Source organism: Mycobacterium sp. IDUB_17 (assembly GCF_055419465.1).
In genome coordinates this window covers 287,367-311,570 of sequence record NZ_JBVAXS010000008.1, presented here as the reverse complement: position 1 = coordinate 311,570, position 24,204 = coordinate 287,367, and the positions used below count along the sequence as shown (strand labels likewise).

At 66.5% G+C, this 24,204-nt stretch carries 24 protein-coding genes; 12 read left to right on the top strand and 12 right to left on the bottom strand.

All coding sequences use genetic code 11. The features are described from left to right. The 6 genes from ACZYZ7_RS29525 to ACZYZ7_RS29500 form a co-directional block, all read left to right on the top strand. On the top strand, window positions 1-76 hold a 76-nt coding region (locus tag ACZYZ7_RS29525), incomplete at its 5' end, for a hypothetical protein (protein ID WP_234787032.1). A gap of 3 nt (window positions 77-79) precedes the next feature. Beyond that, window positions 80-946 carry a 4,5:9,10-diseco-3-hydroxy-5,9,17-trioxoandrosta-1(10),2-diene-4-oate hydrolase gene (gene hsaD / locus ACZYZ7_RS29520; protein WP_135458875.1) on the top strand — a complete coding sequence of 289 codons (867 nt, stop codon included), beginning with the start codon at window positions 80-82 and terminating at the stop codon, window positions 944-946. Between the two features lie 3 nt (window positions 947-949). Continuing rightward, window positions 950-1,849, top strand: coding sequence for an iron-dependent extradiol dioxygenase HsaC (hsaC, locus tag ACZYZ7_RS29515; RefSeq protein WP_135458873.1), 900 nt, complete (start codon window positions 950-952; stop codon window positions 1,847-1,849). After that, entirely contained in the window at window positions 1,849-2,418 is a 570-nt protein-coding gene (hsaB, locus tag ACZYZ7_RS29510; RefSeq protein ID WP_135458871.1) for a 3-hydroxy-9,10-secoandrosta-1,3,5(10)-triene-9,17-dione monooxygenase reductase subunit, read from the top strand. The genes hsaC and hsaB overlap by 1 nt, the downstream gene beginning before the upstream one ends. Before the next feature lie 173 nt (window positions 2,419-2,591). Next, window positions 2,592-4,106: a hypothetical protein gene (locus ACZYZ7_RS29505; protein WP_450072914.1), complete on the top strand. Its 1,515-nt coding sequence runs from the start codon at window positions 2,592-2,594 to the stop codon at window positions 4,104-4,106. A gap of 151 nt (window positions 4,107-4,257) precedes the next feature. Beyond that, entirely contained in the window at window positions 4,258-5,097 is an 840-nt protein-coding gene (locus ACZYZ7_RS29500) for a mycofactocin-coupled SDR family oxidoreductase (protein WP_450072915.1), read from the top strand. Here ACZYZ7_RS29500 and ACZYZ7_RS29495 read toward each other — a convergent pair. Further along, window positions 5,090-5,683 (bottom strand): TetR/AcrR family transcriptional regulator, encoded by a 594-nt coding sequence (locus tag ACZYZ7_RS29495; RefSeq protein WP_135458865.1) that lies wholly within the window; start codon window positions 5,681-5,683, stop codon window positions 5,090-5,092. The genes ACZYZ7_RS29500 and ACZYZ7_RS29495 overlap by 8 nt on opposite strands. 141 nt (window positions 5,684-5,824) lie before the next feature. Between ACZYZ7_RS29495 and ACZYZ7_RS29490 the strand changes: the two genes are divergently transcribed. Together ACZYZ7_RS29490 and ACZYZ7_RS29485 are read left to right on the top strand one after the other, a co-directional pair. After that, window positions 5,825-6,061 (top strand): ferredoxin, encoded by a 237-nt coding sequence (locus ACZYZ7_RS29490; RefSeq protein ID WP_450072916.1) that lies wholly within the window; start codon window positions 5,825-5,827, stop codon window positions 6,059-6,061. Between the two features lie 3 nt (window positions 6,062-6,064). Then, the gene (locus tag ACZYZ7_RS29485; protein WP_463742357.1) at window positions 6,065-7,348 is read left to right on the top strand and encodes a cytochrome P450; all 1,284 of its coding nucleotides are present in this window, start codon (window positions 6,065-6,067) and stop codon (window positions 7,346-7,348) included. Here ACZYZ7_RS29485 and ACZYZ7_RS29480 read toward each other — a convergent pair. The 9 genes from ACZYZ7_RS29480 to ACZYZ7_RS29440 form a co-directional block, all read right to left on the bottom strand. Then, window positions 7,329-8,567, bottom strand: a complete 1,239-nt coding sequence (locus ACZYZ7_RS29480) for an NAD(P)/FAD-dependent oxidoreductase (protein ID WP_463742356.1) — start codon at window positions 8,565-8,567, stop codon at window positions 7,329-7,331. The genes ACZYZ7_RS29485 and ACZYZ7_RS29480 overlap by 20 nt on opposite strands. Continuing rightward, window positions 8,564-9,964 carry an NAD(P)/FAD-dependent oxidoreductase gene (locus ACZYZ7_RS29475; RefSeq protein WP_450072919.1) on the bottom strand — a complete coding sequence of 467 codons (1,401 nt, stop codon included), beginning with the start codon at window positions 9,962-9,964 and terminating at the stop codon, window positions 8,564-8,566. The genes ACZYZ7_RS29480 and ACZYZ7_RS29475 overlap by 4 nt, the downstream gene beginning before the upstream one ends. Next, a complete protein-coding gene (locus ACZYZ7_RS29470) occupies window positions 9,961-11,385 on the bottom strand; it encodes an FGGY family carbohydrate kinase (protein ID WP_450072920.1) in 1,425 nt (474 codons plus the stop codon). The genes ACZYZ7_RS29475 and ACZYZ7_RS29470 overlap by 4 nt, the downstream gene beginning before the upstream one ends. Continuing rightward, on the bottom strand, window positions 11,382-12,905 hold the full coding sequence (locus tag ACZYZ7_RS29465; RefSeq protein WP_450072921.1) for an amino acid permease: 1,524 nt from the start codon (window positions 12,903-12,905) through the stop codon (window positions 11,382-11,384). Before ACZYZ7_RS29465 ends, ACZYZ7_RS29470 begins: the two co-directional genes overlap by 4 nt. An 86-nt stretch (window positions 12,906-12,991) precedes the next feature. After that, entirely contained in the window at window positions 12,992-13,771 is a 780-nt protein-coding gene (locus ACZYZ7_RS29460) for a DeoR/GlpR family DNA-binding transcription regulator (RefSeq protein ID WP_450072922.1), read from the bottom strand. Window positions 13,772-13,855: 84 nt separating this feature from the next. Then, entirely contained in the window at window positions 13,856-15,247 is a 1,392-nt protein-coding gene (locus tag ACZYZ7_RS29455; protein ID WP_450072923.1) for an aldehyde dehydrogenase family protein, read from the bottom strand. Next, complete coding sequence (locus ACZYZ7_RS29450) at window positions 15,229-16,026, bottom strand: carboxymuconolactone decarboxylase family protein (RefSeq protein WP_450072924.1); 798 nt, start codon at window positions 16,024-16,026, stop codon at window positions 15,229-15,231. The genes ACZYZ7_RS29455 and ACZYZ7_RS29450 overlap by 19 nt, the downstream gene beginning before the upstream one ends. Next, on the bottom strand, window positions 16,023-16,823 hold the full coding sequence (locus ACZYZ7_RS29445; RefSeq protein ID WP_450072925.1) for a mycofactocin-coupled SDR family oxidoreductase: 801 nt from the start codon (window positions 16,821-16,823) through the stop codon (window positions 16,023-16,025). The genes ACZYZ7_RS29450 and ACZYZ7_RS29445 overlap by 4 nt, the downstream gene beginning before the upstream one ends. Continuing rightward, window positions 16,823-17,653, bottom strand: coding sequence for a mycofactocin-coupled SDR family oxidoreductase (locus ACZYZ7_RS29440; protein ID WP_450072926.1), 831 nt, complete (start codon window positions 17,651-17,653; stop codon window positions 16,823-16,825). Before ACZYZ7_RS29440 ends, ACZYZ7_RS29445 begins: the two co-directional genes overlap by 1 nt. Window positions 17,654-17,738: 85 nt before the next feature. Between ACZYZ7_RS29440 and ACZYZ7_RS29435 the strand changes: the two genes are divergently transcribed. Next, a complete protein-coding gene (locus tag ACZYZ7_RS29435; RefSeq protein ID WP_450072927.1) occupies window positions 17,739-18,299 on the top strand; it encodes a TetR/AcrR family transcriptional regulator in 561 nt (186 codons plus the stop codon). Here the strand turns inward: ACZYZ7_RS29435 and ACZYZ7_RS29430 are convergent. After that, a complete protein-coding gene (locus ACZYZ7_RS29430; RefSeq protein ID WP_450072974.1) occupies window positions 18,296-19,066 on the bottom strand; it encodes an alpha/beta fold hydrolase in 771 nt (256 codons plus the stop codon). The two genes, ACZYZ7_RS29435 and ACZYZ7_RS29430, sit on opposite strands and share 4 nt — an antisense overlap. Before the next feature lie 53 nt (window positions 19,067-19,119). Next, window positions 19,120-20,031 (bottom strand): LysR family transcriptional regulator, encoded by a 912-nt coding sequence (locus ACZYZ7_RS29425; protein WP_450072928.1) that lies wholly within the window; start codon window positions 20,029-20,031, stop codon window positions 19,120-19,122. Between the two features lie 116 nt (window positions 20,032-20,147). Between ACZYZ7_RS29425 and ACZYZ7_RS29420 the strand changes: the two genes are divergently transcribed. The 3 genes from ACZYZ7_RS29420 to ACZYZ7_RS29410 are packed head-to-tail and all read left to right on the top strand — an operon-like array spanning window position 20,148 to window position 24,150. Beyond that, window positions 20,148-21,476, top strand: a complete 1,329-nt coding sequence (locus ACZYZ7_RS29420) for an MFS transporter (RefSeq protein ID WP_450072929.1) — start codon at window positions 20,148-20,150, stop codon at window positions 21,474-21,476. Then, window positions 21,473-22,219: a 3-hydroxybutyrate dehydrogenase gene (locus tag ACZYZ7_RS29415; RefSeq protein ID WP_450072930.1), complete on the top strand. Its 747-nt coding sequence runs from the start codon at window positions 21,473-21,475 to the stop codon at window positions 22,217-22,219. Before ACZYZ7_RS29420 ends, ACZYZ7_RS29415 begins: the two co-directional genes overlap by 4 nt. Beyond that, on the top strand, window positions 22,216-24,150 hold the full coding sequence (locus tag ACZYZ7_RS29410) for an acetoacetate--CoA ligase (protein WP_463742355.1): 1,935 nt from the start codon (window positions 22,216-22,218) through the stop codon (window positions 24,148-24,150). The genes ACZYZ7_RS29415 and ACZYZ7_RS29410 overlap by 4 nt, the downstream gene beginning before the upstream one ends. The last annotated feature ends 54 nt before the right edge of the window (window positions 24,151-24,204 follow it).

Sequence of the window (24,204 nt, the reverse complement as noted above, 5' to 3'; positions counted from 1 at the left end):
CAACGATCCCGAGCGTGCCTACCTGATCTTCGGCAACAACGAGTTCGGCCTGCCCCCGGCCGACACGATGGTCTGATACATGACCGCCACGCAGGAGATCACATTCGAATCCACCTCGCGGTACGCCCAGGTCAGAGATGACATGCGGCTGCACTACCACGAGGCCGGTGACCCGAACGCGCAGACGATCGTGCTGTTGCACGGCGGTGGTCCCGGCGCCTCGAGCTGGTCGAACTTCGGCCGCAACATCGCGGTGCTGGCCGAGCACTACCACGTGCTCGCGGTCGACCAGCCCGGCTACGGGCACTCCGACAAGCACACCGAGCACGAGCAGTACAACCGTTACAGCGCCAAGGCGCTGCTCGGGCTGTTCGACCACCTCGGTCTGCAGGGCCGGATCCCCCTGCTGGGCAACTCGCTCGGCGGCGGCACCGCGGTGCGGTTCGCGCTGGACTACCCGGACCGGGCGGGCAAGCTCATCCTGATGGGCCCCGGCGGGCTCAGCGTCAACCTGTTCGCGCCGGACCCGACCGAGGGCGTCAAGGCGCTCGCCAAGTTCAACTTCGAACCGACGCGCGAGAACCTCGAAACCTTCATCCGGATCATGGTGTTCGACCAGAAGCTGGTCACCCCTGAGCTGGTCGACGAGCGGTTCGCGATCGCCAGCACGCCGGAGTCGCTGGCCGCCACCCGGGCGATGGGTAAGTCGTTCGCCGGTGCGGACTTCGAGCTCGGCATGATGTGGCGCGAGGTGTACAAGCTGCGTCAGCCGGTGCTGCTGATCTGGGGCCGCGAGGACCGGGTCAATCCGCTCGACGGCGCACTGGTCGCGCTCAAGCAGATTCCGCGGGTACAGCTGCACGTCTTCGGGCAGTGTGGACACTGGGCTCAGGTCGAGAAGTTCGACGAGTTCAACAAACTCACCATCGATTTCCTTGGGGGTTAGCAGATGAGCATCAAGGCACTGGGCTACATGCGCATCGAGGCCACCGACGTGGCGGCATGGCGTCAGTTCGGCGTGAAAGTGCTCGGCATGGTTGAGGGCGAGGGGGCCATCCCCGACGCGCTCTACCTGCGGATGGACGACTTCGCGGCTCGCCTGGTGATCGTGCCCGGCGATCAGGACCGGCTGTTGATCTCCGGCTGGGAGGTCGCCGACGCACCCGCGCTGCAGAGTGTGCGGGAGAACCTGTCCAAGGCGGGAGTCGATTTCGTCGAGGGCACCAAGGATGAGATCCGCGAGCGCCGGGTCGAGGGCCTGATCCGGTTCTCCGACCCCGCCGGCAACGTGCTCGAGGCGTTCTACGGTGCGCAGTACCTGGGCCGCCGGTTCGTCAGTCCGTACGGCCACAAGTTCGTCACCGCTGAGCAGGGCCTCGGGCACGTGGTGCTGACCTGCAACGATGACGCGGCAGCACAGGCGTTCTACCAGGACGTGCTCGGCTTCAAGCTCCGCGACTCGATGCAGCTGCCCCCGCAGCTCGCGGGCCGCCCGGCCGACGGCGATCCGGTCTGGCTGCGCTTCTACGGCTGCAACCCGCGTCACCACGCGCTGGCCTTCATGCCGATGCCCAACCCGACGGGCATCGTGCACCTGATGGTCGAGGTGGAGAACTCCGACGACGTCGGCCTGTGCCTGGACCGCGCCAATCGCCGGAACGTGAAGATGTCGGCGACGCTGGGCCGGCACATCAACGACAAGATGCTGTCGTTCTACATGAAGACCCCGGGTGGGTTCGACATGGAATTCGGTTGTGAGGGACTGGAAGTCGAGGACGAGAGCTGGATCGCCCGCGAGAGCGTCGGCATCAGCCTCTGGGGCCACGACTTCTCCGTCGGATTCAAGTGATGACACAGGCTCAGCCGCTCGACCCACGCACGTTCCGAAATGTGCTCGGCCAGTTCTGCACTGGCGTCACGGTCATCACGACCCTGCACGACGACGTGCCGATCGGCTTTGCCTGCCAGTCGTTCGCCGCGTTGTCGCTGGACCCGCCGCTGGTGTTGTTCTGCCCCACCAAGCAGTCACGGGCGTGGCAGGCCATTGAAGCCAGCGGGAAGTTCTGCGTGAACATGCTGCACGAGAATCAGCAGCATGTGTCCGCGCAGTTCGGCTCCAAGGCTCCGGACAAGTTCGCCGGGATCGACTGGACGCCTTCGGAACTCGGTTCCCCGGTGATCGACGGGAGCCTCGCCCACATCGACTGCAACGTGCACTCCGTGCACGACGGCGGCGACCACTTCGTGGTGTTCGGTGCGGTGCACTCGTTGTCCGAGGTCCCCAAGCGCAAGCCTCGGCCGCTGCTGTTCTACCGCGGCGAGTACACCGGGATCGAGCCGGACAAGAACACCCCGGCGCAGTGGCGTGATGATCTGGAAGCGTTCCTCACGACCACCACGTCCGACACCTGGCTCTGACTTTTTGTCGTTGACACACTGGGCCCCCTCCTGACGGAGGGGGCCCAGTTTTGTGTTGCCGACCTATATTTACGCAGTGGGAAGTCAGGGTAGGCATACCTATTGATATTTAGGGAAACCTAAGCTAATTTTTGGTCGTTCCTCAGTCAACTATCAGCTTTCAGGGAGTTTTTGTGCCTCAACCTGCCCTCTCCTCCGGCGACACCGCAGCGGTGAGCCGGAAGGATCGGTTCCTTCTCGCCGGCGTCGCCATGGTGAGTGCCAGCGCTATCGCGGTGACCCCGGTTGCCCAGAACCCGACGATCATTCAGCAGGCCCAAACACTTGCCTACGATCTGACGGCGACGATGGACGCCACCGCGTCTCCGATCGATGTCTACGGGACCCTGTTCAGCAACACCTTCAGCAACCTCCAGCTGCTGGGATCCGCGGTCGCAGCCAATCCGGCACCGTTGCTGAATCAGGTGCTGGAGAACCAGCTGGGATACGCAGGGAAGTTCGGCGCGGCGTTCGAGGCCATCCCCACCAACCTGCAGAACTGGTACAACGGCCCCAACGGGCAGGAGCGGTTGGCGCAGGCGCAGGCCGCACTCGAGGCCGGAGACATCGGCGAGGCATACCGGTGGTTCAACCACTCCATGCTGTACGCGTTCCAGGGCGCCTTCGGTTCGCTGATCGCTCCCGGGTTCATCCTTTCGGGCATTCCGCGTGGCGAGACCGAGTACCTCGCCGGCATCCCGGAACAGATGGCGCAGAACTTCACGAATCTGATCGCCGCGACGCTCACCTCGAGTGTTGTCGTCAGCGCGGTGTTCCAGGGCGCCTTCGCGACGGTCAGCGGTCCGGTGTTCGAGCTCGCCCGCGTTGCCGAGGCGATCAGCACCAGCGTGGCCGCCGGAGATGTGCAGGGGGCCTTCAACGCCGTGGTCAACACGCCGGGGATCCTCGTCAACGCGGCGCTCAACGGATTCAAGTACTCCGACCCTGACCCCGAGACGGGTACCGGGGGTTACACCGAGTGGCCGGCGCTGCTCACGTTCGCCGACCCGGGCGAGCAGGGCGGCGCCCGGGTGGTCGCGGGCCTGCTGCAGAACCTGCTGGTGAACATCCCCAAGAGCCTCGCCGACGCGATCGACAACACCCCGGAGGTCGCCCCGACGTCGGCGCCGAAGGTCGCCGCGGCTCAGAAGGTCTCGGCGGAGCTGAGCGTTGTGCCCACGGAGGCATTGACCGAGTCGGCTGTCGATTCCGCGAAGGCCGAGGCCCCGGCACTCGAGTCCCCGAAGGCTGTGACCCCGAAGGTTGAGGCCCCGGCGCTCGAGTCCGCGAAGCCGGTGACCACGAAGGTCGAGTCCCCGGCGGTCGAGTCCGAGAAGGTTGAGGCGCCGGTCGCCAATGCCGTTCCGGCAGCGACGGATGCGGCTGCAGCCGAATCTGCCACCACGCCGGCGCCCGCCAAGTCGGTCAATGCCGACGACGCGGCCAAGCCCACGGGCAAGATCAAGGTCACGGACCGGATCAAGGCCAAGATCAGCGAGGCCAAGGAAGCCAAGGCGGCCAAGGCCAAGGAGGCCAAGGAAGCCAAGGCCAAGGCAAAGGAAGCCAAGGCCAAGGCAAAGGAAGCCAAGTCCGACAAGTCCAAGGGGTCCAGCGACTCCAGCGGAGGCTCGGGCTCCTCGTCCGAGTAGTCGGTGCAGTGTGTAGCTGGGCCCCACCTGTCAGGGTGGGGCCCAGTTTCGTATCTGCCCGATTCTGGGCAATTGATCAAAATTAGCATTGACAACCAGCTCGGTGAATGTCACGGTTTGATCGACTGATCAAATCACCGAGAGGATGGCCATGACAGGCAGAGTCGAGGGCAAGGTTGCCCTCGTTACCGGAGCGGCGCGCGGGCAGGGGCGCAGTCACGCGCTGCGATTGGCGCAAGAGGGTGCGGACATCATCGCTGTCGACGTGTGCCGGCCGGTAACCGACACCAGTGCGATCCCGGCATCAACTCCGGACGATCTGGCGGAGACGGCCGATCTGGTCAAGGGGCTCAACCGCCGCATCGTCACCGCTGAAGTCGATGTGCGCGATTTCGCGACGTTGTCGGCGGCTGTCGACAGCGGTGTCGAACAGCTGGGCCGGCTCGACATCGTGGTGGCCAACGCCGGTATCGGCAACGGTGGCGACACCCTGGACAAAACCAGGGAATCCGACTGGGACGACATGATCGGCGTCAACCTGTCCGGTGTCTGGAAGACCGTGAAAGCTGCTGTGCCGCATCTGCTTTCCGGCGGCCGGGGTGGTTCGGTCATTTTGACCAGCTCGGTCGGCGGGCTCAAGGCGTACCCGAACACCGGTCATTACATCGCGGCCAAGCACGGTGTGATCGGTCTGATGCGCAGCTTTGCGGTGGAGTTGGGCCAGCACTCGATCCGGGTGAATGCGGTGTGCCCGACGAATGTGAACACCCCGATGTTCATGAACGAGGGGACGATGAAGCTGTTCCGTCCTGACCTGGAGAACCCGGGTCCCGACGACATGGCCGTGGTGGCTCAGCTCATGCACGTGCTTCCGGTCGGCTGGGTGGAGCCCGTCGACATCAGCAATGCGGTGTTGTTCCTGGCCTCCGACGAGGCCCGCTACATCACCGGCCTGCCGGTCACGGTTGATGCGGGCAGCATGCTCAAGTAGTGGCCTGGTCGCTGCCGAACCGGCGCAGGAACCGCTCGACGAAGGCGCGGAACTCGGTGTGGCCCTCGGTCACGCCGACCGCCTCTTCGTTGCACAGGCTGCGGGCGGACTGGGTGAGCAACATCGACATCACCACGGGTGGGAACTCCTCCATGTCCACGCCGTGGGCACGCAGTACGCCGGCCATGGCGGCGGCCTCGATGTCGCGGACCCTCTCGGAGTAGGCCTTGAGTTCGACGCCGATCGCCTTGCGGTGATTGGCCAGCGCCATGAACTCGGTGTTGAGCCCGGTCACCCGCGAGTCGGAGTTGATCAGCCACAGTGCCCGCAGCGGATCGTCGGTGGTGATGGCCTCGCGTAGCCGGGCCAGGGCCGCGTCGGCGCCGCTGCGCAGCACCGCGATGTAGAGGTCGTCGAGGGTGTCGAAGTAGTAGTACACCAGCGCCGAACGCACGCCGGCGACGGCCGCGATCCGCCGGGTGGTGGCCGCTGCGTATCCCTCGTCGCGGATGACCTGGGCAGTTGCCTCGATCAGGCGCTTGCGGGTGCCGGCGTCCTTGTCCTTGGTCGATCGTGCCGCCGGCATCAGTGCCGCCTCCGAAAACCATTGCCCGACAACAGATGTTTGTGGTCGTGCGGGATCCTTGACCGCCGAAGGTCGGGGGTGGTAAGCATGAGCCATCCTAACGGTTTGATCGAGTGATCAAATTTGGAACTGAGGAAACGAATGTCCGAAGACATCAGCACGACCCGGGTCCGGGTGGACGCCGGACTGTGCGAGGGCCATGCGCTGTGCATCCAACTTGCCCCTGAGGTGTTCGACCTGTCTGACGACGAGGTGGCAGGCGCCGCCCCGGCGGACGGCCAGTGGGATCAAGTTACCTGGGACAACGTCAAATCCGCCGTCGACGCCTGCCCGCGCCAGGCGATCAGCCTGCTCAACACCAGCACGAAAGGCCAGTGAGCCATGACCGATCTCGCCTCCGTCGACTACTTCGCCGACCCGGCCGTGGCGCAGGATCCATACGAGTACTACGAGTACCTGCGCAGGAACGGGCCGGTGTTCGCCGAACCGCACCACGGTGTGGTCGCGGTGACCGGCTACCAAGAGGTCATGGCGGCCTTCAAGGACCATGCGTCGTTCTCGGCCGTGAACGCGATCGGCGGTCTGTTCCCGCCGCTGCCCTTCGAGCCCGACGGTGACGACATCAGCGAGCAGATCGAGGCGCACCGCCACCTGTTCCCGATCCACGAGCACATGGTCGTGATGGACCCGCCGCAGCACGAGCGGGCCCGCTCGCTGCTGAGCAGGCTGCTGACGCCGCGGCGGCTCAAGGAGAACGAGGACTACATGTGGCAGCTGGTCGACCGCCAGCTCGACCGGTTCATCGACAACCGAAAGTGCGAGTTCCTCTCCGAATACGCCAAACCCTTTGCCACCTCGGCGATCATCGACCTGCTGGGCGTTCCCGAGGAAGACCGCCCCGAATTCCTTGCCGCACTGGGCGCCGAGCGGCCGGAGGGCAACCGGGTCGGGGCGCTCGACGGTGAGCCCGTCGGACTCGACCCCCTGCAGTACCTGGACGACAAGTTCGCCGGCTATCTCGCCGAGCGCCGACGCGAGCCCCGTGGCGACGTGCTCTCCGGCATGGCCACCGCCACCTATCCCGACGGCTCGACCCCGGAGCTGCTGGAGGTGGTGAAGCCCGCCACGTTCCTGTTCGCCGCCGGCCAGGAGACCGTCACGAAGCTGCTCAGCGCCGCCGTGCAGACGTTGGGCGACCATCCGGAGTTTCAGCAGACCCTGCGCGAGAACCCGGACGGCATCCCGACTTTCATCGAGGAAGCGCTGCGGATGCACTCCCCGACGAAGGTCGACTTCCGGCTCGTCCGCAAGACCACCACCCTCGGTGGCGTACACCTGAAGGCCGGGACCATCGTGATGCTGTGCCTGGGCGCGGCCAACCGCGATCCCCGCAAGTTCGACGATCCGCACCAGTTCCGTCCGGATCGCAAAAATGTCCGTGAACACATCGCGTTCGGCCGGGGCATCCACACCTGCGCCGGGGCGCCGTTGGCCCGGGTCGAGGGCCAGATCACCGTCCGTCGCCTCCTGGACCGTATGCGGGACATCGGAATCGATGAATCCGCACACGGTCCGGCCGGACGACGGACCTACACCTACGAGCCGACGTTCCTGCTGCGCGGCCTCACCGAACTCAACATCACCTTCACCCCAGCGAAAGGCTGACCGGTCCGCCGCGGTGATCAACCGCGTCGAGGATGCTCGACGGCACCCGGAACACCCGGCCCGGCGAGGCCGGCCAGGGCAGGGTCTTGCGTCCGATGACCTTTCCATCCTGGCGCGCAACCACTTTCGGGATGCGGACCAGGGTGTCCGTCCACAGCAGCAGCCGGTGCCGGGCGGGCGCGGGATCGCCGGGCCGCAGCAGGCCGGGCGCGACCCAGCGTAGCGGGGCTGCGGCCTCGATGCGGATCGCCTGCTCCGGGGTGGGCGCGCCGTCGAGGTAGCGACGCACCTGTGCGGCCACGTGACGGCCGTCGAGCGCGGCGATGTCGGCGGTATCCACCGGGTGCAGCAGATTGCCGATCGCGAACACCCCGTCGCGGCTGGTCCGTAACGCGGTGTCGACGACGGGCCCCAGGCTGCTCGGGTCCATGTCGAGCCCGGCGGACCGGGCCAGTTCGTGGTCGGGAATCCAGTCACCGGTGAAGACCACGGTGTCGCAGGCCACGATGCGTCGTTGCCCGGTCCGCGTGTTCTCGACCTCGATGCCCACGACGATGCCCTTGCCGATGATGCGGGCCACCCGGGTGGTGGTGGCCACCTCGACGCCCATCAGCGGGGTGCGGCCGGCGATGTTGAACATCGCGTAGGACTCGGGCGACGGGTATTCGGTTGTCATCAAGGCGGTTTCGCATCCCGCATGCTTGAGGGTGAGCACCGCCGAATAGCTGACCAGTTCGGCTCCGACGATGACGGCGCGCTTGCCCACGCTGCGGTGCTGCAGGTGCACGGTGTTCTGCAGCTGCCCGGTGGTGTAGATGCCGCCGGGCCGGTCACCGGGGATCATCCGGGCCGGGCGGGCCCGCTCGCGGGCGCCGGTGGCCAGGATGACCGCACGTGCGTCGAGGATTTCGCGGCCGGCGGGCGAGGTGAGCTCGAGCGACCTGTCGCCGGCCCAGCCGGTGACCATGGTGCTGGTACGGATCTCGGCCCCGGCTCCCACGGCCTCACGGACCAGGCGACGTGCGTAGGCCGGCCCGCCGATGAAGGTCTTCATGTCACGGATGCCGTAACCCGGATGGTCACTGTGTCGCGGAATGCCGCCGGCCTCGGATTCGCGTTCCAGCACAACCACATTCAGACCCGATCCGCGGGCCAGCTCGGCGGCGGCGGTCAGGCCCGCGGGCCCACCGCCGATGATCGCGACGTCGTAGGTGCTCACTGGCTGTTCTCCTGAGATTCCCGTTCGAAGACCGACTGCACCTCGGCGCCGCAGAAGAATGCCTGGCAGCGGCCGTTCATCACGCGGGTGCGCCGTCGCAGGCCTTCCAGGGCCGCGGGTGGGATGACGGAATGGCAGGCATCGCGCAGCTCACCTTCGGTGACCCGTTCGCAGAAGCACACGATCCGGCCGTAGGCGGGGTCGGCGGCGATCTTCTCGGCCTGTTGATAGGGACGGGGGAATGCCTCGCCGAGGTTGGGCATCTGCGGCGGATCGGGCAGATCGTCGGTCGGGGTCAGCTCCAGGCCGGCCGAGACCAGTTGACCGCGAGCGTATTCCGCGATCGCCATGCCCGCGGTCAGGCCGGTGGACCGGATGCCGCCGACGAGAAGGTAGTGCTGCGCCGGATCGGCCTCGATCAGGTAGTCGCCGTGGTCGATCGCGGCCCGCAGCCCGGCGTAGGTCGCGGTGACCTCCTCGTCGAGCAACCGCGGCATCAGCGCGCGGCCCTTTTCCAGCAGGAACTCGAATCCGGTCTCCGAGGTCCCGGTCGCGGTGCGGTCGGTGAGGTCCTCCGAGGTGGGACCGAGCATCACGTTGCCGTAGATGGTGGGGCTGACCAGAACACCCTTGCCGCGTGATGTCGGCACCGGCAGCACGATCTTGTTGACCAACGGCCGGGCCAGCTTGTCGTAGACGATGAGTTCGCCGCGGCGTGGGGTGACGGTGAATCGTGAGAAGCCGAACAGGTTGTCGATGACGTCGGCGCCCAGCCCGGCCGCGTTGACCACCCATCGGGCACGCACGGTGCCGCCGGAGGTGTGCAGTGTGGTGCCCTCGGCGTCGGTTTCGACGCGCTCGACCCGGTGATTCGTCAGCAGGGTGGTGCCCCGGTTGACGGCATCGGTGGCCAGCGCCAGGTTGACCGTCCAGGTGCAGATGATCGACTCGTCGGGCACGGTGAGCCCGCCGAGTGCGCCCGGCCCCAGTTCGGGGACCGCGGCGTACACGGCCGCGGAATCGACCAGCTCGCACTGGTGATACCCGTTGGCCTCGGCCTTCTCCTTCAATCCCGGTAGGGCATCGAGCTGTTCGTCGTCCCAGGCCACCAGGATCGCCCCGGTGTGCTCGACGGGGATCCCGGTGTGCTTCGCGTAGTCGGACAGCAGTTGGTAGCCGCGGCTGACCATGGTGGATTCCAGCGTGCCGGGTTTGGCGTCGAATCCGGTGTGCAGGATCGCGGTGTTGGCCTTGCTGGTGCCGTCGCCGACGTCGTCGCGGGATTCGAGCAGGGCGACGGACAGTTGGTGTCCGGACAGCTCGCGCGCTATGGCCGAGCCGACGATGCCGGCTCCGATGACCACGACGTCGAAGCCGTCGGAGGTCGGGGTGTTCATGAATTCTCCTGGTGGTACGTGGTTTCGGCCAGCCGTCGCCAGGCCGAGCGGAATTCGGCGGCGCGCGCCGGGCTCCATCGGGGTTCATAGCTGGCCGACGGGGTCCAGTCGGTGACGACGTCAGACACCGACTTGTCGGGAGCCAGGCTGAGCCGGGCCAGCGCAGCGGCGCCCAACGCGGTGGCGTGCGCCGAGGGATACACATCGACGGGCACCTGCAGGATGTCGGCGCAGGCTTGCATCAGCACTCCTGACTGGGTGAGCCCGCCGTCGGCCCGCAGCCGGGTCAGAGGTGGTGCGTCGGCGTCGATCGCCGACACCAGCTCGGCGACCTGTGCGGCGATACCCTGCAGTACCGCCAGCACGATGTGCCCCCGTCCGGTGGACAGGGTCATGCCCGAGATCGTCGCGGTGGCTTGCGATTTCCACCATGGTGCGGCCAGACCGGCCAGGGCGGGCACGCACAGCACTCCGGCATTGTCGGCTTCGGCGATGTCGTCCATCTCCGCGGCCCCGCTGATCACGCCGAGCGAGGTGAGCCATTTGACGGCTGATGCCGCGGTGTAGACCTGGCCGTCGATGCAGAACGAGTCGATACCGCCGACCCGCCATGCCACCGAGGAGGTCAGGCCCGTGGTGGAACGCACCGGGATGGTCCCGGTGTTCGACAGCAGGAATGCACCGGTACCGAATGTGCACTTGGCCATGCCCGGTTCGAGGCACGCCTCGGCCAGCAGCGCGGCCTGCTGGTCCACCACGATGCCGCCGACCGGGATATCCGCGCCGAAAGCCGATGTGGTGCCGATGATCTCGTCGTTGGCGGCGATGCGGGGTAGACGTTCGCCGTCCAGGCCGAACAACGCGAGCAACTCGTGGCTCCAGTCCCGGGCGCCCAATTCCACGGCCGCCGAGCGGCTCGCTGTGGTGGCGTCGGTAACGAACTCGCCGGTGAGCTGGTGCAGCAGCCAGGTGTCGGACGTTGTTACGACGCCGGCGGTTTCGACGTTGCGGCGCAGCCAGGCCATCTTCGGCGCCGAGAAGTAGGGGTCGAGCACCAATCCGGTTCGGGCGGCGACCATGTCGGCATGCCCGCCGAGATCGGCACACAGGGCCTCGGCCCGGCGGTCCTGCCACACGATGGCCTGGGTCAGCGGCTTTCCGGTGCCGGGATCCCAGGCCAGTACGGTCTCGCCCTGGTTCGCCAGCGAAACCGCGTCGACAGGGCGGCCCGCCTGCTCGAGTGCGGCGCGTCCGGCGCCGAGCACGGACTCCAGCAGTTCTGCCGGGTCCTGCTCGACGCCGCCGCCGTCGAGGTAACGCGGGTGGACAGCGACCTCGGCAATGCCTACAACGCCATCTTGGGGATCGACAACGATCGCCTTGGTGCCCGAGGTGCCTTGGTCGATGGCCAGTACCGTCATTTCACGGCATCCTCGGTATCGCCTGCGACATGGTCCAGTTCGGCGTCGATCGAGGCCATCGCGGGCATCTTGAGCCCGTCCTTGCCGCGGGTGATCAGCAGGTAGCCGAGGTACACGGCACCGATGGCCACCATCACCAGCACGTACAGCCAGGGGTCCTTGAAGGACGCGTCGCGGAACAGGGAGAGGACGAACACCAGCCACACCACCGCGACAGCCAGGACCGGGATCTCCCAGCGGCCCAGTTTGAAGCCGGCGCTCGGGGGCAGCTTCTTGCGGGTAGCGATGTAGAGGGCGACGGTGATCGCGTAGATGGTGGCGGGGAGCAGCGTCGCGGCGGAGAACAGCTTGAACAGCGCGTCGGTGCTGGTGGAGAAGATTCCGAGGATCACGGCCGAGGTGGCTGCCATGAAGACGGTGGCGTTCGCCGGGGTGCGGAACCGCGGTGAAACCTTGTGCAGTACCTGCCATCCCGGGAAACGCTGATCCCGCGACATCGCCCAGACCAGACGCACACCGCTCATCAGGATCACCAGCCCGCAGGCGAAGATCGCGATTGCCACCAGCACGAGCAGCGCGGTGCCGACGAAGGAGCCCAGGATGTCGCGGATCACGTCGGCGATCGGAGTACCCGACTGGGCCAGCGTGGTCGGATCGTTGACAGCAGCGGTCACCACCAACAGGAACAGGAAGCCGAGCACGCCCGAGGCCAGCACGGCCTGCCACATTGCCCGGGGCACAACGATTTCGGGATTCTTGGTCTCTTCGGCGAGGTTGGCGGCCGACTCGAAACCGACGATGGTGAAGGCGCCGAGCAGGAAGCCGAGCATCCACGGGCCCACCGAGGTGGCAGTGCCGAAGCTCCAGTAACCCTCGGCCGGGATATCGCCGCGGGAGAACAGATTGCCGACCGAGAGCTTGTGCGCGATCACGCCGACGATGAACAGCAGGACCACCAGGGCGACCATCCCGATCAGCTCCGCGGTGACGGCGAAGTTGTTGACCCGCTCGGTCCACTTGGTCGACAGCCCGACCAGCAATGCCTGCAGCAGCAGCACTCCGGCGGTGATCAGGAATGAGGTCGCGGGGGTGCCGGTGAAATCGAACAGTGCGGGCACCACGGTGGCGGCGACGGTGTAGTCCACCGCGACCACCACGATCGCCAAGAAGGTGAAGGAGATCCAGCCGGTGATCCAGCCGAGGATGGGGTTGGCCAGCCGTGACACCCACTGGTAGGCGTAGCCGGTCACCGGGATGCGGGCGGCCAGCGAGCCGAGCAGCAGCGCCACCGCGACCTGTCCGACGATGACGAATGGCCACGTCCAGATGCCCATGGGGCCGGAGCTGTTGAGCACGCTGCCATAGGTGGTGAAGATTCCGGTGGCGATCGAGACGAACGCGAAGGCGACGGCGAACGAGGCGAACTTGCCGGTGCCACGTTCCAGGGTCTCGGTGTAGCCGTACGCCGAGACGTTTTCGGCGCCGCGTTTCGGGGTGGGCGGTGTGGAAGAATTGGGCATCGATCGGGCTTTCTGAGGGAATTTGACTGTTTCGCGAAAGTTGAGCTCGGTCCGCGGGCGACGCTGCAACGTCGCCCGCACCCGTTTCAGGCGCTTGCCGGACGCGCCGGCATGACCACACCTCCTGTCTCCGCGAAAGCCGCTGCAACGGCCGGGTCGGTGTTCTGGTCGGTGATCAGTCCGTTGACGGCGCTCAGATCGCACACCCGATAGGGCGCTACCTGTCCGAGCTTGGAGGAGTCGGCGAGGATGAAGCTGCGCGCGCTGTTGGCGATGATCGTGCGGCGCACGTCGATCTCGTCGAGATGAAAGTCGGTGAGCCCGGCCGCGGCGTCCACACCGCCGGAGCCGAGCAGGGCGATATCGGCGTAGACATCGTTGAAGAAGGACTTGGTGTGTGCGTTCGAGCAGGCCAGGTCACCGGCCCGGACCCGTCCGCCGGCCAGCAGCAGCTCGATTCCGGGGCGGTCGGCCAACTCCACCGCGACGGGCAGTGACGGGGTGATCACGGTGCCGGTGAACCCGCGGGGGATGGCATGGGCGACGGCGACGGCGGTGGTCCCGATGTCGATGATCACGGTCTGCCCGTTCTCGAGCAGGCCCGCCGCCACCCGGGCCAGCTGGGCTTTCGCCTGGTGGCGGATCATCGTGCGCTCGGAGTAGGAGGGCTCGATCGGGCGGTGATCGGCGACTGCAGCGGCGCCGCCGTGGACTCGGCGCAGGGCGCCGCGTTCTTCGAGAAAAGCCAGGTCGCGGCGGACGGTTTCGGCTGATACCCCGAGGCGGCGGACGAGTTCGTCCGTACTGATCGCCTGCTCTGTGCCTACCGCTTCGACGATCGCCTCATGACGCTCAACCGGCAGCACGGCTGACCGTCGATGTGGATTTCTGACCGTTCATGACGGTTATTGTGGAGTGTTGTCTGGCTCACGTCAACCGGAGCCGGGAAATCAGCGCACAGCGATCCGGATGTTCTTCACCTGCTGGAACTCGTGGAGGCCTTCGATACCGCCAGTACGGCCCGAGCCACTCTGCTTGTAGCCGCCGTACGGTCCCTGCGGCGAGATCTGGCTGAACTGGTTGATCCACACCGAACCGGACTCGAGTCGACGGGCCACTCGGTGCGCGCGGTTGAGATCCGTCGTCTGAACAAATGCGTTCAGGCCGTACGGGGTGTCGTTGGCGATCTGCACGGCCTCGTCCTCGTCGCGGAATCTCATCACCGAGACCACCGGCCCGAAGGTCTCCAGCTGCGCGAGTTCCGAGGCGTTGTCGACGCCGCCGAACACGGTCGGCTCGACGTAGTAGCCGTCGCCATCGATCCGCTTGCCGCCCAACAACAATTCGCCCGCCCCGCTGGACACGGCGGTATCGACGGCGGCCAGGATCCGCTCGGCGGCCGCCTGGCTGATCACCGGCCCGAACGTGGTCGCGGGATCCATCGGGTCACCGATGCGGGCCGCGCCGACGATGCCGAGGAACTTCTCGAGAAATTCGTCGTAGACCGCATCATGGACGAGTATCCGGCTCGCGCACGCGCAGCTCTGGCCTGATTGCATGAGCGGGCCCTGATGTGCCGACAGCGATGCGGCCAGGTCCAGGTCGGCATCGGCGAAGATGATGTTGGCTGATTTGCCGCCCAGCTCGGTCACCACCGGCGTCAGATTCGTTGCGGCAGCTTGCAGCACCTTGCGTGCGGTCACCCCACCGCCGGTGAAGGCGATCTTGCCGATACCTCGATGACGCACCAGGGCGTCGCCACCCTCGGCATCGGCTGGGACGACGGCCACCAGGCCCTCGGGCAATCCCGCCTCGACGCACAGCTCGCCGAAACGCAGCGCCGCGAACGGGGCGAGTTCCGAGGGTTTGAGGACGACGGCATTGCCGGCTGCCAGAGCCGGGGCGACACACGATCCGGTGACGACCAGGGCACCGTTCCACGGCGTGATGACGCCGACGACGCCGTACGGCTCGCGTTCGACGAGGTTGATGTCGAACGACCCGCTGACTGGAGTCGTCACCCCGTGCGGTTTGTCGGCGTAGCCCGCGAAATGTCGCAGGAAGCGTTCGAGGAGGACTGCGGTGCCCGCGAACGAGATCGGCACCGCGTAGTCGGCCACGTTGAGTTTCGCGAGCTCGTCGAGGTGCTCGTGCACGACGTCGGCCAGGTCGATCAGCAGGTCCCGGCGTCGGTCGGCGGTGAGCGAGACCCATTGCCGCTGCGCTTTGGTCGCCGCTTGCACCGCGTTGTCGATCTCGCTGGCACCGGCCAGCACTACGGTTCCGTTCGGTTGGCCGGTGGCCGGGTAGATGTGCTCGAAGATCACGCCTCGGCTTCCCATTCCTGCAACACCCGCTGCTTCTGTTCGCCGATCACCTGGTTGAGGTTGGCCGCCTTGGGCCATCCGTAGTAGGCCGCGAAATGCAGTGCCAGCTCATCCATTTCCTCGAACGAGACGTCGCGGCTCTTGAGCGCGGCATAGACGTGGCTCAGGATCGGCAGCGGCGCGTCCTGGAACGCCACGCATGCCACCGTCACCAGGCGGCGTTCCTTCATGCCCAGTCCGGGACGCAGCCACATCTCCCCGAACACGAAGTTGAGGATGCCTGCCCCGGAGTACGGGTTGTCGCGGGTCGGGGCGAACGGGATGCAGTTGATGTCCCGGAAAGACTGCTCCCCGCAGACCAGCCGCTCCTCCGGATCGCTCGGTGTGGTCAGCGGCAGGAGCGGATTCGGCTCGGGTGGTGTCAGCCCACGTTCGCGGTGGATTCGGTCCCACTGTTCGTCGACCATGATGTTGAACCGTGAGGCCTTGGGCCACCCGGCGTACACCGCGAAATGCAGGACGGTTTCCCGCATTTCGACGATGGAGACATCGCCGCTGTTGAGTGCGGCGTACACGTGGTCGCGCAACGGCCCGTCGGCATCGGCCGCAGCGACGCACGGCAGCGTGACGAATCGCCGATCCCGGCGGCTCAAGGCGGCCCGCGGCCATACCTCGGCGAACACGAAGTCGATGAGGTTGGCGGTCGCAGGAGAATCGTCCTCGGGGGCCGTGAACGTCATCACCTCGGCGAATTCGCGCCTGCCGCGCTCGGCCCGGGTGTCGGATGCGGTCATCGGATCGTCACCCCGGCGTCGATCTTGAACTCCAGGCCGGTGACGTGCCGGGCTTCGTCGGAGATCAGGAAAAGCACCGCATTGCTGATGTCCAGCGCCTCGGTCATCTGGATCGGCAGCGCATTCTGGAAGATCGGACCCAGGTCTTGACGAGTCTCGTGGAGCAGGGTGTGCAGGCTGTCCGGCCGCAACCCGGTGGCGACTCCGGTGGGATGCACGGTGTTGACCCGAACGTTCACCGCGGCAAGCTCATTGGCCAGGGCGCGGCTGAGGCCGACCACACCGTGTTTGGATGCCGTGTAGGGCGTGTGCAGCGGTGAGCCCTTGAGCCCCGCCACCGAACTGACATTGATCAGGCTGCCGCCGCGTTCCACCAGATGCGGCAGTGCGGCTGCGCAGGTGTTCCAGGTGCCGATCAGGTTCACGTCCACGACGGTGCGCCACTGCTCCGCGGTGGTGGTGTCCCAGGTGCCCGCGGTCAGAACCCCGGCGTTGGCAACCGAGGCCTCCAGACCGCCGAGCACTGCCACTCCCTCGGCGACCGCGGCGCTCAATGCCGCACCGTCGCGCACGTCGACCACATAGGTCAGTGCCTGACGGCCGAGTTCCCTGACCAGGCTGGCGGTTTCGTCGAGATCGTCGCGGGTGGCCAGGGGGTATTCCACCTCCGGCAGCGACTCGCAGATGTCGATGAGGATAAGGTCGGCGCCTTCCTCGGCGAGGCGTACGGCATGGCTTCGGCCCATGCCACGTGCTGCGCCGGTGATCAGCACGCGCTTGCCGGTGACCCGCCCCATCAGAGTTTGTTCGTGAAGCCGGCGTCGACGGGGAGGGTGACTCCGGTGACGTAGCGGGCAGCGTCGGACACCAGGTAGCTGATGGTCGCGCTGATGTCCTGCGGCTCCAGCAATGACACCGGCATCGGGTTCTGCAGATGTGGACCGCCGTCGGGGTAGTTCTCCAGGAACGCCGTCATCGCCGGGTTGACCGCCATCATGGTGTTGACCGCGGTGGGATGCACCGAGTTGACCCTGATGCTGTGTGGGGCAAGGGCATTGGACAGGGTGCGCATCAGCCCGACGATGCCGTGCTTGGATGCCGCGTAGCCTAGGCCTCCGCCCTGGAGCCCACCGAAGCCGCGCAGTCCGGCGGTCGAACTGGTGAAGACGATCGATCCACCGCGCCCGCCCTCGATCAAGTGGGGGATCGCGGCCTTGGCGGTGTGAAACGAGCCGACGAGGTTGACGTCGATCACGTCGTTCCACATATCGAGGTCTTCTTCGATGGTCAGCTCGCGGAAGGCCATCGTGGCGATACCCGCGTTGGCGAGCACGATGTCCAGGCGCCCGAACTGCTCGACGCCCGCGTCGAGTGCGGCTTTGAGCGCATGGAAATCGCGGACGTCGGCGACCGTGGCGACCATCTTGCCGCCGGCGGCCTCGACCAGGGCGACCGTCTCGTCGAGCTCCTGGCGGCTGGCCATCGGATAGCCGTTGGATGGGATATTGGCGCAGATGTCCACACCGATGATTGCCGCGCCTTCGCCGGCGAGTGTCACCGCATGGCTGCGGCCCTGGCCCCGGGCTACCCCGGTGATGAAGGCGACTTTTCCGTCCAGATTTCCCATTGATCCTCGCTTCGCCGAATGGCTGTAACCGTGTTACAGCGGTACGGTAACGTGGTTACTCTCCGGCGGCAAGGGTGTTCTCAAAGTGGCAGCTGAACGTGATCGGATCCTCGACATCGTCGTGGACCTCCTTGAGACCGAGGGCTATGAAGGGGTGCAACTGCGTGAGGTGGCACGCCGGGCCAAGACCTCACTGGCCACGATCTACAAGCGTTACGCGACGCGCGACGAGTTGATCCTGGCCGCGCTGGATTCCTGGATGGCCGAGAACCGGTACTCGGGAGTGGCCGGGCAGGTGCGTGAGTCGGAGGAGTCCCTCTACGAGGCGCTGATGCGGATGTTCCGCACCATCTTCGAGCCGTGGGAGAAGCACCCCGACATGCTCAGGGCATACTCGCGGGCCAGGGCGGCGCCGGGCGGGGACCGCCTGGTGCGCCGGGGCCTCGATATCGTCGTACCCACGGGTCGGTCCATCCTGACCGGGGTGGACGAGGCATTCGTCCACGATCTCGACACCATCGTGACCAGCCTGGTGTTCGGTCTGGTCGGCCGCTTCACCGCGGGCGAGATCGCCATCACCGAGATCCTGCCCAGCCTCGATCGGACCATCTACTGGCTCACGGCGGGGTATGAGGCTGCGCGCTAGCCGATGTGAGCGCCGATGAACTCCACGATGTCCGCGGCGACCTCGCGGTGGACGGACTCGTTGAGGATGTCGTGGCGACCACCGGCAAATTCCTTGAACTGCAGGGGTTCTATCTGTTCTGCGTATGCCTCGACCGCGCCGGCCGGGGCGATGACGTCGGCCGAACCGTGCAGGGCCAGGGTTGGCACCGTGAGTTTGGGCAGCTCGGAGCCGAACCGGTCCCAGGCCCGGTCCAGCTCGCGGGTGAGCGCGGCCCCGTCGGCGTCGACGAAGGCCAGCGGATCGTTCTCCAGGGCATCCAGGTAGAACGGATCGGACGACAGCCAGTTCGGGTCGAGGTCCAAATCGGTGTCCGCATCGAGCATTTCGGGGATCGGAACCAACGGGGCACCGGAGATGATGCCCGCCAGGTACCGGTCGGGTTGGCCGAGTAGCCGGAACAGGGTCACCACCGAGCCGAACGAATGCCCTTGTGCCACCAGCGGTATGCCGGGTGTCTCCTGCTCGGCGAGGGCGGTCAGTGCCTCGGCGAGTCCTGAGCTGTCCTCGATGCTGCCGAAGTCGCCCCGGGTGCCCGGGGTCAGGCCGTGCCCGAACTGGTCGACCGCCCACAGGTCGATGCCCGCGGCGTTGAGCGCGAAGCCGTACCGGTGGTAGACCCCGGTGTGTTCACCGAACCCGTGCAGGAAGACGACGGCTGCGCGGGGTTCGGATGCGGCCCAGTGCCGGTAGTAGGCCTGCCCGCGATCGTGCTCGATGAATGGCATACCGCTCACTGCAGCAATATCGGGGCCGGACCGCAAGGATTCTTCTCATCGGGTCAGCGAATGCCGAGCAGCACCTCGTGTTGGTCGGTCATCCGATCCTGGATCGCCTCGACCACGGCGGCCACCACCGGGCGGCGCAGCGTTTCAGCCCGGGCCACCAGCCAATAGCTCAACCGAACCGTCAGTTCTGCGGGCAGCACCCGCACCAGATCCTCGTGCCGGTCGGCCATGAAACACGGCAGCAGGCCCAGTCCGGCCGCGGCGCGGGTGGCCTCGACGTGGACGAACACGTTGGTGGACGTCACCGACTCGTGCATGGCCGGCGCAAAGCTGCTGGCCATGTCGAGATCGTCGACCTGCAGCATCGAATCGATGAAGTAGACCAACGGAAACCGGGCCAGACCGGCGATGTCGGAAGGGGTGCCGTGTTCGGCGAGATAGGAACGCGCACCGTACAGGCCCAGGCAGTAGTCACCGAGGCGGATCGCCTCGGCACGCCGGACCTGGGGTGCGCCCACGACGATCTCGAGGTCGAGGCTCGACCGCTGTTGGGAGGCGCGGCGGGTGGCGGTCACGATTTCGACGGTCAGGCGAGGGTGCCGACGTTGCACCTGGGCCGCCGCGGGCGCGGCGATGTAGGCGCTGAAGCCGTCGGTCGCCGAGATCCGGACCACGCCCTCGAGTTGCCGGGCGCCGGTGGTGCTCAACGTGGATACCGCGGACTCGACGGCCTCGGCGGCGGCGAGCGCCTCGCGGCCGAGGTCGGTGAGTTCCCATCCGCCACCGGCTCGGGTCAGTACCCGGCCCCCGATGGCCTGCTCGAGCGCGGCGATGCGCCGCGAGATCGTGGTGTGGTTGATGCCCAGCTCATCGGCCGCGGCGGTGTAGCGACCGGAGCGGCCGACGGCCAGCAGGACGAGTAGATCGTCCGCGCTGGGGCGGCCAGGCCTTTGCGCACCGTCCATCTCTGCATTTTTGCAGACTGACGGTGCGGTTTTACCCATTGCGGAGGGTTCGGCGTGCATGAATACTCACGAAAGCTGTCAGTCACATCACAGTCACGTCATGAGGAGAACCGCAGATGAGCGCGCCCAATGCGACCGGTCTGCGCCGCGTCGTCGCCGCCTCGATGGCTGGCACGGTGGTCGAGTGGTACGAGTTCTTCCTGTACGGAACCGCCGCCACGCTGGTGTTCAACAAGTTGTTCTTCCCGCAGGGTGGCAACGACCTTGACGCCATCATGGCGGCCTTCGCTACGTATGCCATCGGCTTCCTGGCCCGTCCGCTCGGCGGCATCGTGTTCGGCCACTACGGCGACAAGTTCGGCCGCAAGAAGCTGCTTCAGTTCAGCCTGATACTTGTCGGCCTGGCCACGTTCCTGATGGGCTGCCTGCCGACCTACGCGCAGATCGGCTACCTGGCGCCGATCCTGCTGGTGGTCCTGCGGTTCCTGCAGGGCTTCGCAGTGGGCGGCGAGTGGGGTGGTGCCGTGCTGCTCGTGGCCGAGCACAGCCCGAACCAGTCCCGCGGATTCTGGGCCAGCTGGCCGCAGGCCGGCGTGCCGGTGGGCAACATGCTGGCCACCGTGGTGCTGCTGCTACTCAACGGACTGCTCAGTGCCGACGCGTTCCTGTCCTGGGGTTGGCGCGTGGCGTTCTGGCTGTCGGCTGTGGTGGTGCTGATCGGCTACTACATCCGCACCAAGGTGACCGACGCTCCGATTTTCGTTGCGGCCCAACAGGAAGCCGAACAGATCAAGGCCAGCTCGTTCAGCGCGATCGAGGTGGTCAAGCGCTATCCGCGCGGGGTGTTCACCGCGATGGGTCTGCGCTTCGGCGAGAACATCATGTACTACCTGGTGGTCACGTTCTCGATCACCTATCTCAAGGAGCACGTGCATTCCGACACCAGCGACATCCTGTGGTGGCTGCTCATCGCCCACACGGTGCACCTCGCGGCCATCCCGACCGTCGGGGCCCTGTCGGACCGTTACGGGCGGAAGCCGGTGTACTTCCTCGGTGCCGTCGGCGCGGCCTGCTGGGGCTTCTTCGCCTACCCGATGATGGACAGCGGCCAGTATCTGCCGGTGATCGCGGCCATCACTCTGGGTCTGGTGATCCATGCTCTGATGTATGCGCCGCAGCCCGCGCTGATGTCCGAGATGTTCCCCACCCGGATGCGGTATTCCGGTGTCTCCCTCGGGTATCAGGTCACCTCGATCGCCGCCGGGTCGCTGGCGCCGATCATCGCGGTCTGGTTGTTGAAGACCTACGCCTCCTCGGTTCCGATCGCGGTGTACCTCGCGCTGGCCGCATTGGTGACGCTGATCGCGTTGGCGTTCACCCGCGAGACCAAGGGTGTCGACCTGGCCGACATCGATGCTGCTGACTTGGAACGGGCCGCGGCATGAGTGAGCTGGCCGGCCGTAGCGCCCTGGTCACCGGTGCTGCCAGCGGGATCGGTGCGGCCTGTGCGCGTGAGCTCGCGTCCCGCGGGGCCGTGGTCACGGTGGCCGACGTCGACGCGGTGGGAGCCGAGGCCGTCGCCGCTGAGATCGGCGGAAAGCCCTGGGCGGTGGACCTTCTCGATGTGTCGGCGCTGGAAACGCTGCAGCTGGACTGCGACATCCTGGTGAACAACGCCGGGGTGCAGAGCATCCATCCGATCCAGGATTTCCCGCCCGAGAAATTCCGGATGCTGCTGGCGTTGATGGTCGAGGTGCCGTTCCTGCTGATCCGCGCCGCCCTGCCGCACATGTACGCGCAGGGGTTCGGCCGCGTCGTGAACATCTCCTCGGTGCACGGTCTGCGCGCCTCGGAGTTCAAGTCCGGCTACGTCACCGCCAAGCATGCGCTGGAGGGGTTGTCGAAGGTGACCGCCCTGGAGGGCGGGCCGCACGGGGTGACCAGCAACTGCGTCAACCCCGGCTATGTGCGCACTCCGCTGGTCACCAAACAGATCGCCGATCAGGCCCGCATCCACGGCATTCCCGAGCCGGACGTGCTGGCCGAGGTGCTGCTCAAGGAGAGCGCGGTCAAGCAATTGGTCGAGCCGGAAGAGGTAGGCGCGTTGGTAGGTTGGCTGGCGTCGCCGAACGCCCGGATGGTGACCGGGGCGTCGTACACGATGGATGGTGGGTGGAGCGCAAGATGACCACAACGGAAGCTCAATGGGAACCGTCGCCGGAAGGCGTCGCGGCCGCTCGGGTCACGGACTTCGCCCGGTTCGTGGAATCCCGCGCCGGAATCAGCGCGCCTGACTACCAGAGCCTGTGGCAGTGGTCCGTCGATGATCCGACGGCGTTCTGGGGCGCGCTGTGGGATTACTTCGACCTCGGCGAGCGGCCGGAGCAGGTGCTCGTCGGCGATGCGATGCCGGGCGTGCGCTGGTTCCCCGGTGCCCGGCTCAACTACGTCGACCAGGTGGCCCGCCAGGCCCGGACCGATCGTCCGGCCATCCTCACCGTCGCCGAAGGCGGTGCAGTCACCGAGCTGTCCTGGGCTGAATTGTTGCGTCGTACCGCAGCTTTCGCGCACACCCTGCGGTCACTCGGTGTGCAGCCGGGGGACCGCGTGGTCGGCTACCTACCGAACATCGCCGAGGCCATCATCGCGTTCCTGGCGACCGCGAGCATCGGTGCGATCTGGAGTGCCTGCGGCCAGGACTACACCGCCAAGGCGGCCCTGGACCGGCTCGGCCAGTTGGAGCCGACCGTGCTGCTGACCGCCGACGGCTATCAATTCGGGGGCAAGTCGCACGACAAGAGCGCCGACATCGCCGCCGTGCGCGAGGGCCTGCCCACGTTGAAGGCCTCGGTGCTGGTGTCACGACTGGGTGCGGCCCGTGACGATTGGCTGGACTGGGAGTCCGCGACTGCCGGTAGGGCCGAATTGGTCACGACACCGGTCGATTTCGATCACCCGCTGTGGGTCCTGTACTCGTCGGGTACCACCGGGCTGCCCAAGGGGATCATGCACGGCCACGGCGGCGTGCTGCTCGAACACCTCAAAGCGGTGTCGCTGCAGTCCGACATCGGTCGTGACGACACCTTCTTCTGGTACACCAGCCCGAGCTGGATGATGTGGAACTTCCAGGTGGCCGGCCTGCTGGTCGGGGCCACCATCGTCTGTTACGAGGGCAGCCCTACCTACCCGACGGCCGACGCACTGTGGCACATCGCGGCCACCGTCCGTGCGACGGTCCTGGGCACCAGCCCCGGTTACGTGCTGGCCTGCGCGAAGGCCGGTGCGGTACCCCGTGAAGAGCACGACCTGTCGGCGCTGAGGACCGTGGGCATCACCGGATCGTCGCTGCCGCCATCGTCGGCGTTGTGGCTGCGCGACAACGTCGGCGAGCGGGTGCAGGTCGCCTCGATCAGCGGCGGCACCGACGTGGTGTCGGCGTTCATCGGCGGTGTGCCGACAGTGCCGGTGTGGCCGGGTGAGTTGTCGGCCCGCTACCTCGGGGCGGCAGTGGACGCCTGGGATGAATCCGGTAATCCCGTGCGCGGCGAGGTCGGTGAGCTGGTGATCACCAAGCCGCTGCCCTCGATGCCGATCGCGTTCTGGAACGACGCTGACGGATCCCGTTACCGCGACGCCTATTTCGAGATGTTCCCCGGAGTGTGGCGCCATGGTGACTGGATCACCATCACCGACCACGACAGCGTCGTCGTGCACGGCCGGTCGGACTCCACGCTGAACCGCAACGGCATCCGCATGGGCAGCGCCGACATCTACCAGTCGGTGGAGCGGTTGCCCGAGATCGCCGAGGCGCTGGTGATCGGAGCCGAGCAGCCCGACGGTGGCTATTGGATGCCGTTGTTCGTGGTGCTGGCCGAGGGCGTCGAGCTCAATGATGCGTTGCGGGACAAGATCATTCAGACCATCCGCACCGAGGTGTCGCCACGGCATGTGCCCGACGACATCCTCGTCGCCCCGGGCATTCCGCACACCCGCACGGGCAAGAAGCTCGAGGTTCCGATCAAGAAGCTGTTCCAGGGTGCGGACGCGGCCAAGGTGGTCGAGCGCAGCGCGGTGGACAACCCGGATCTGCTGGATTGGTACGCGGCCGTCAAGCGGTAGGTGGTGTGGTCCGGTACCGGCACGTTCGATCTGTCCAAAGTTGTCGGTGGATGG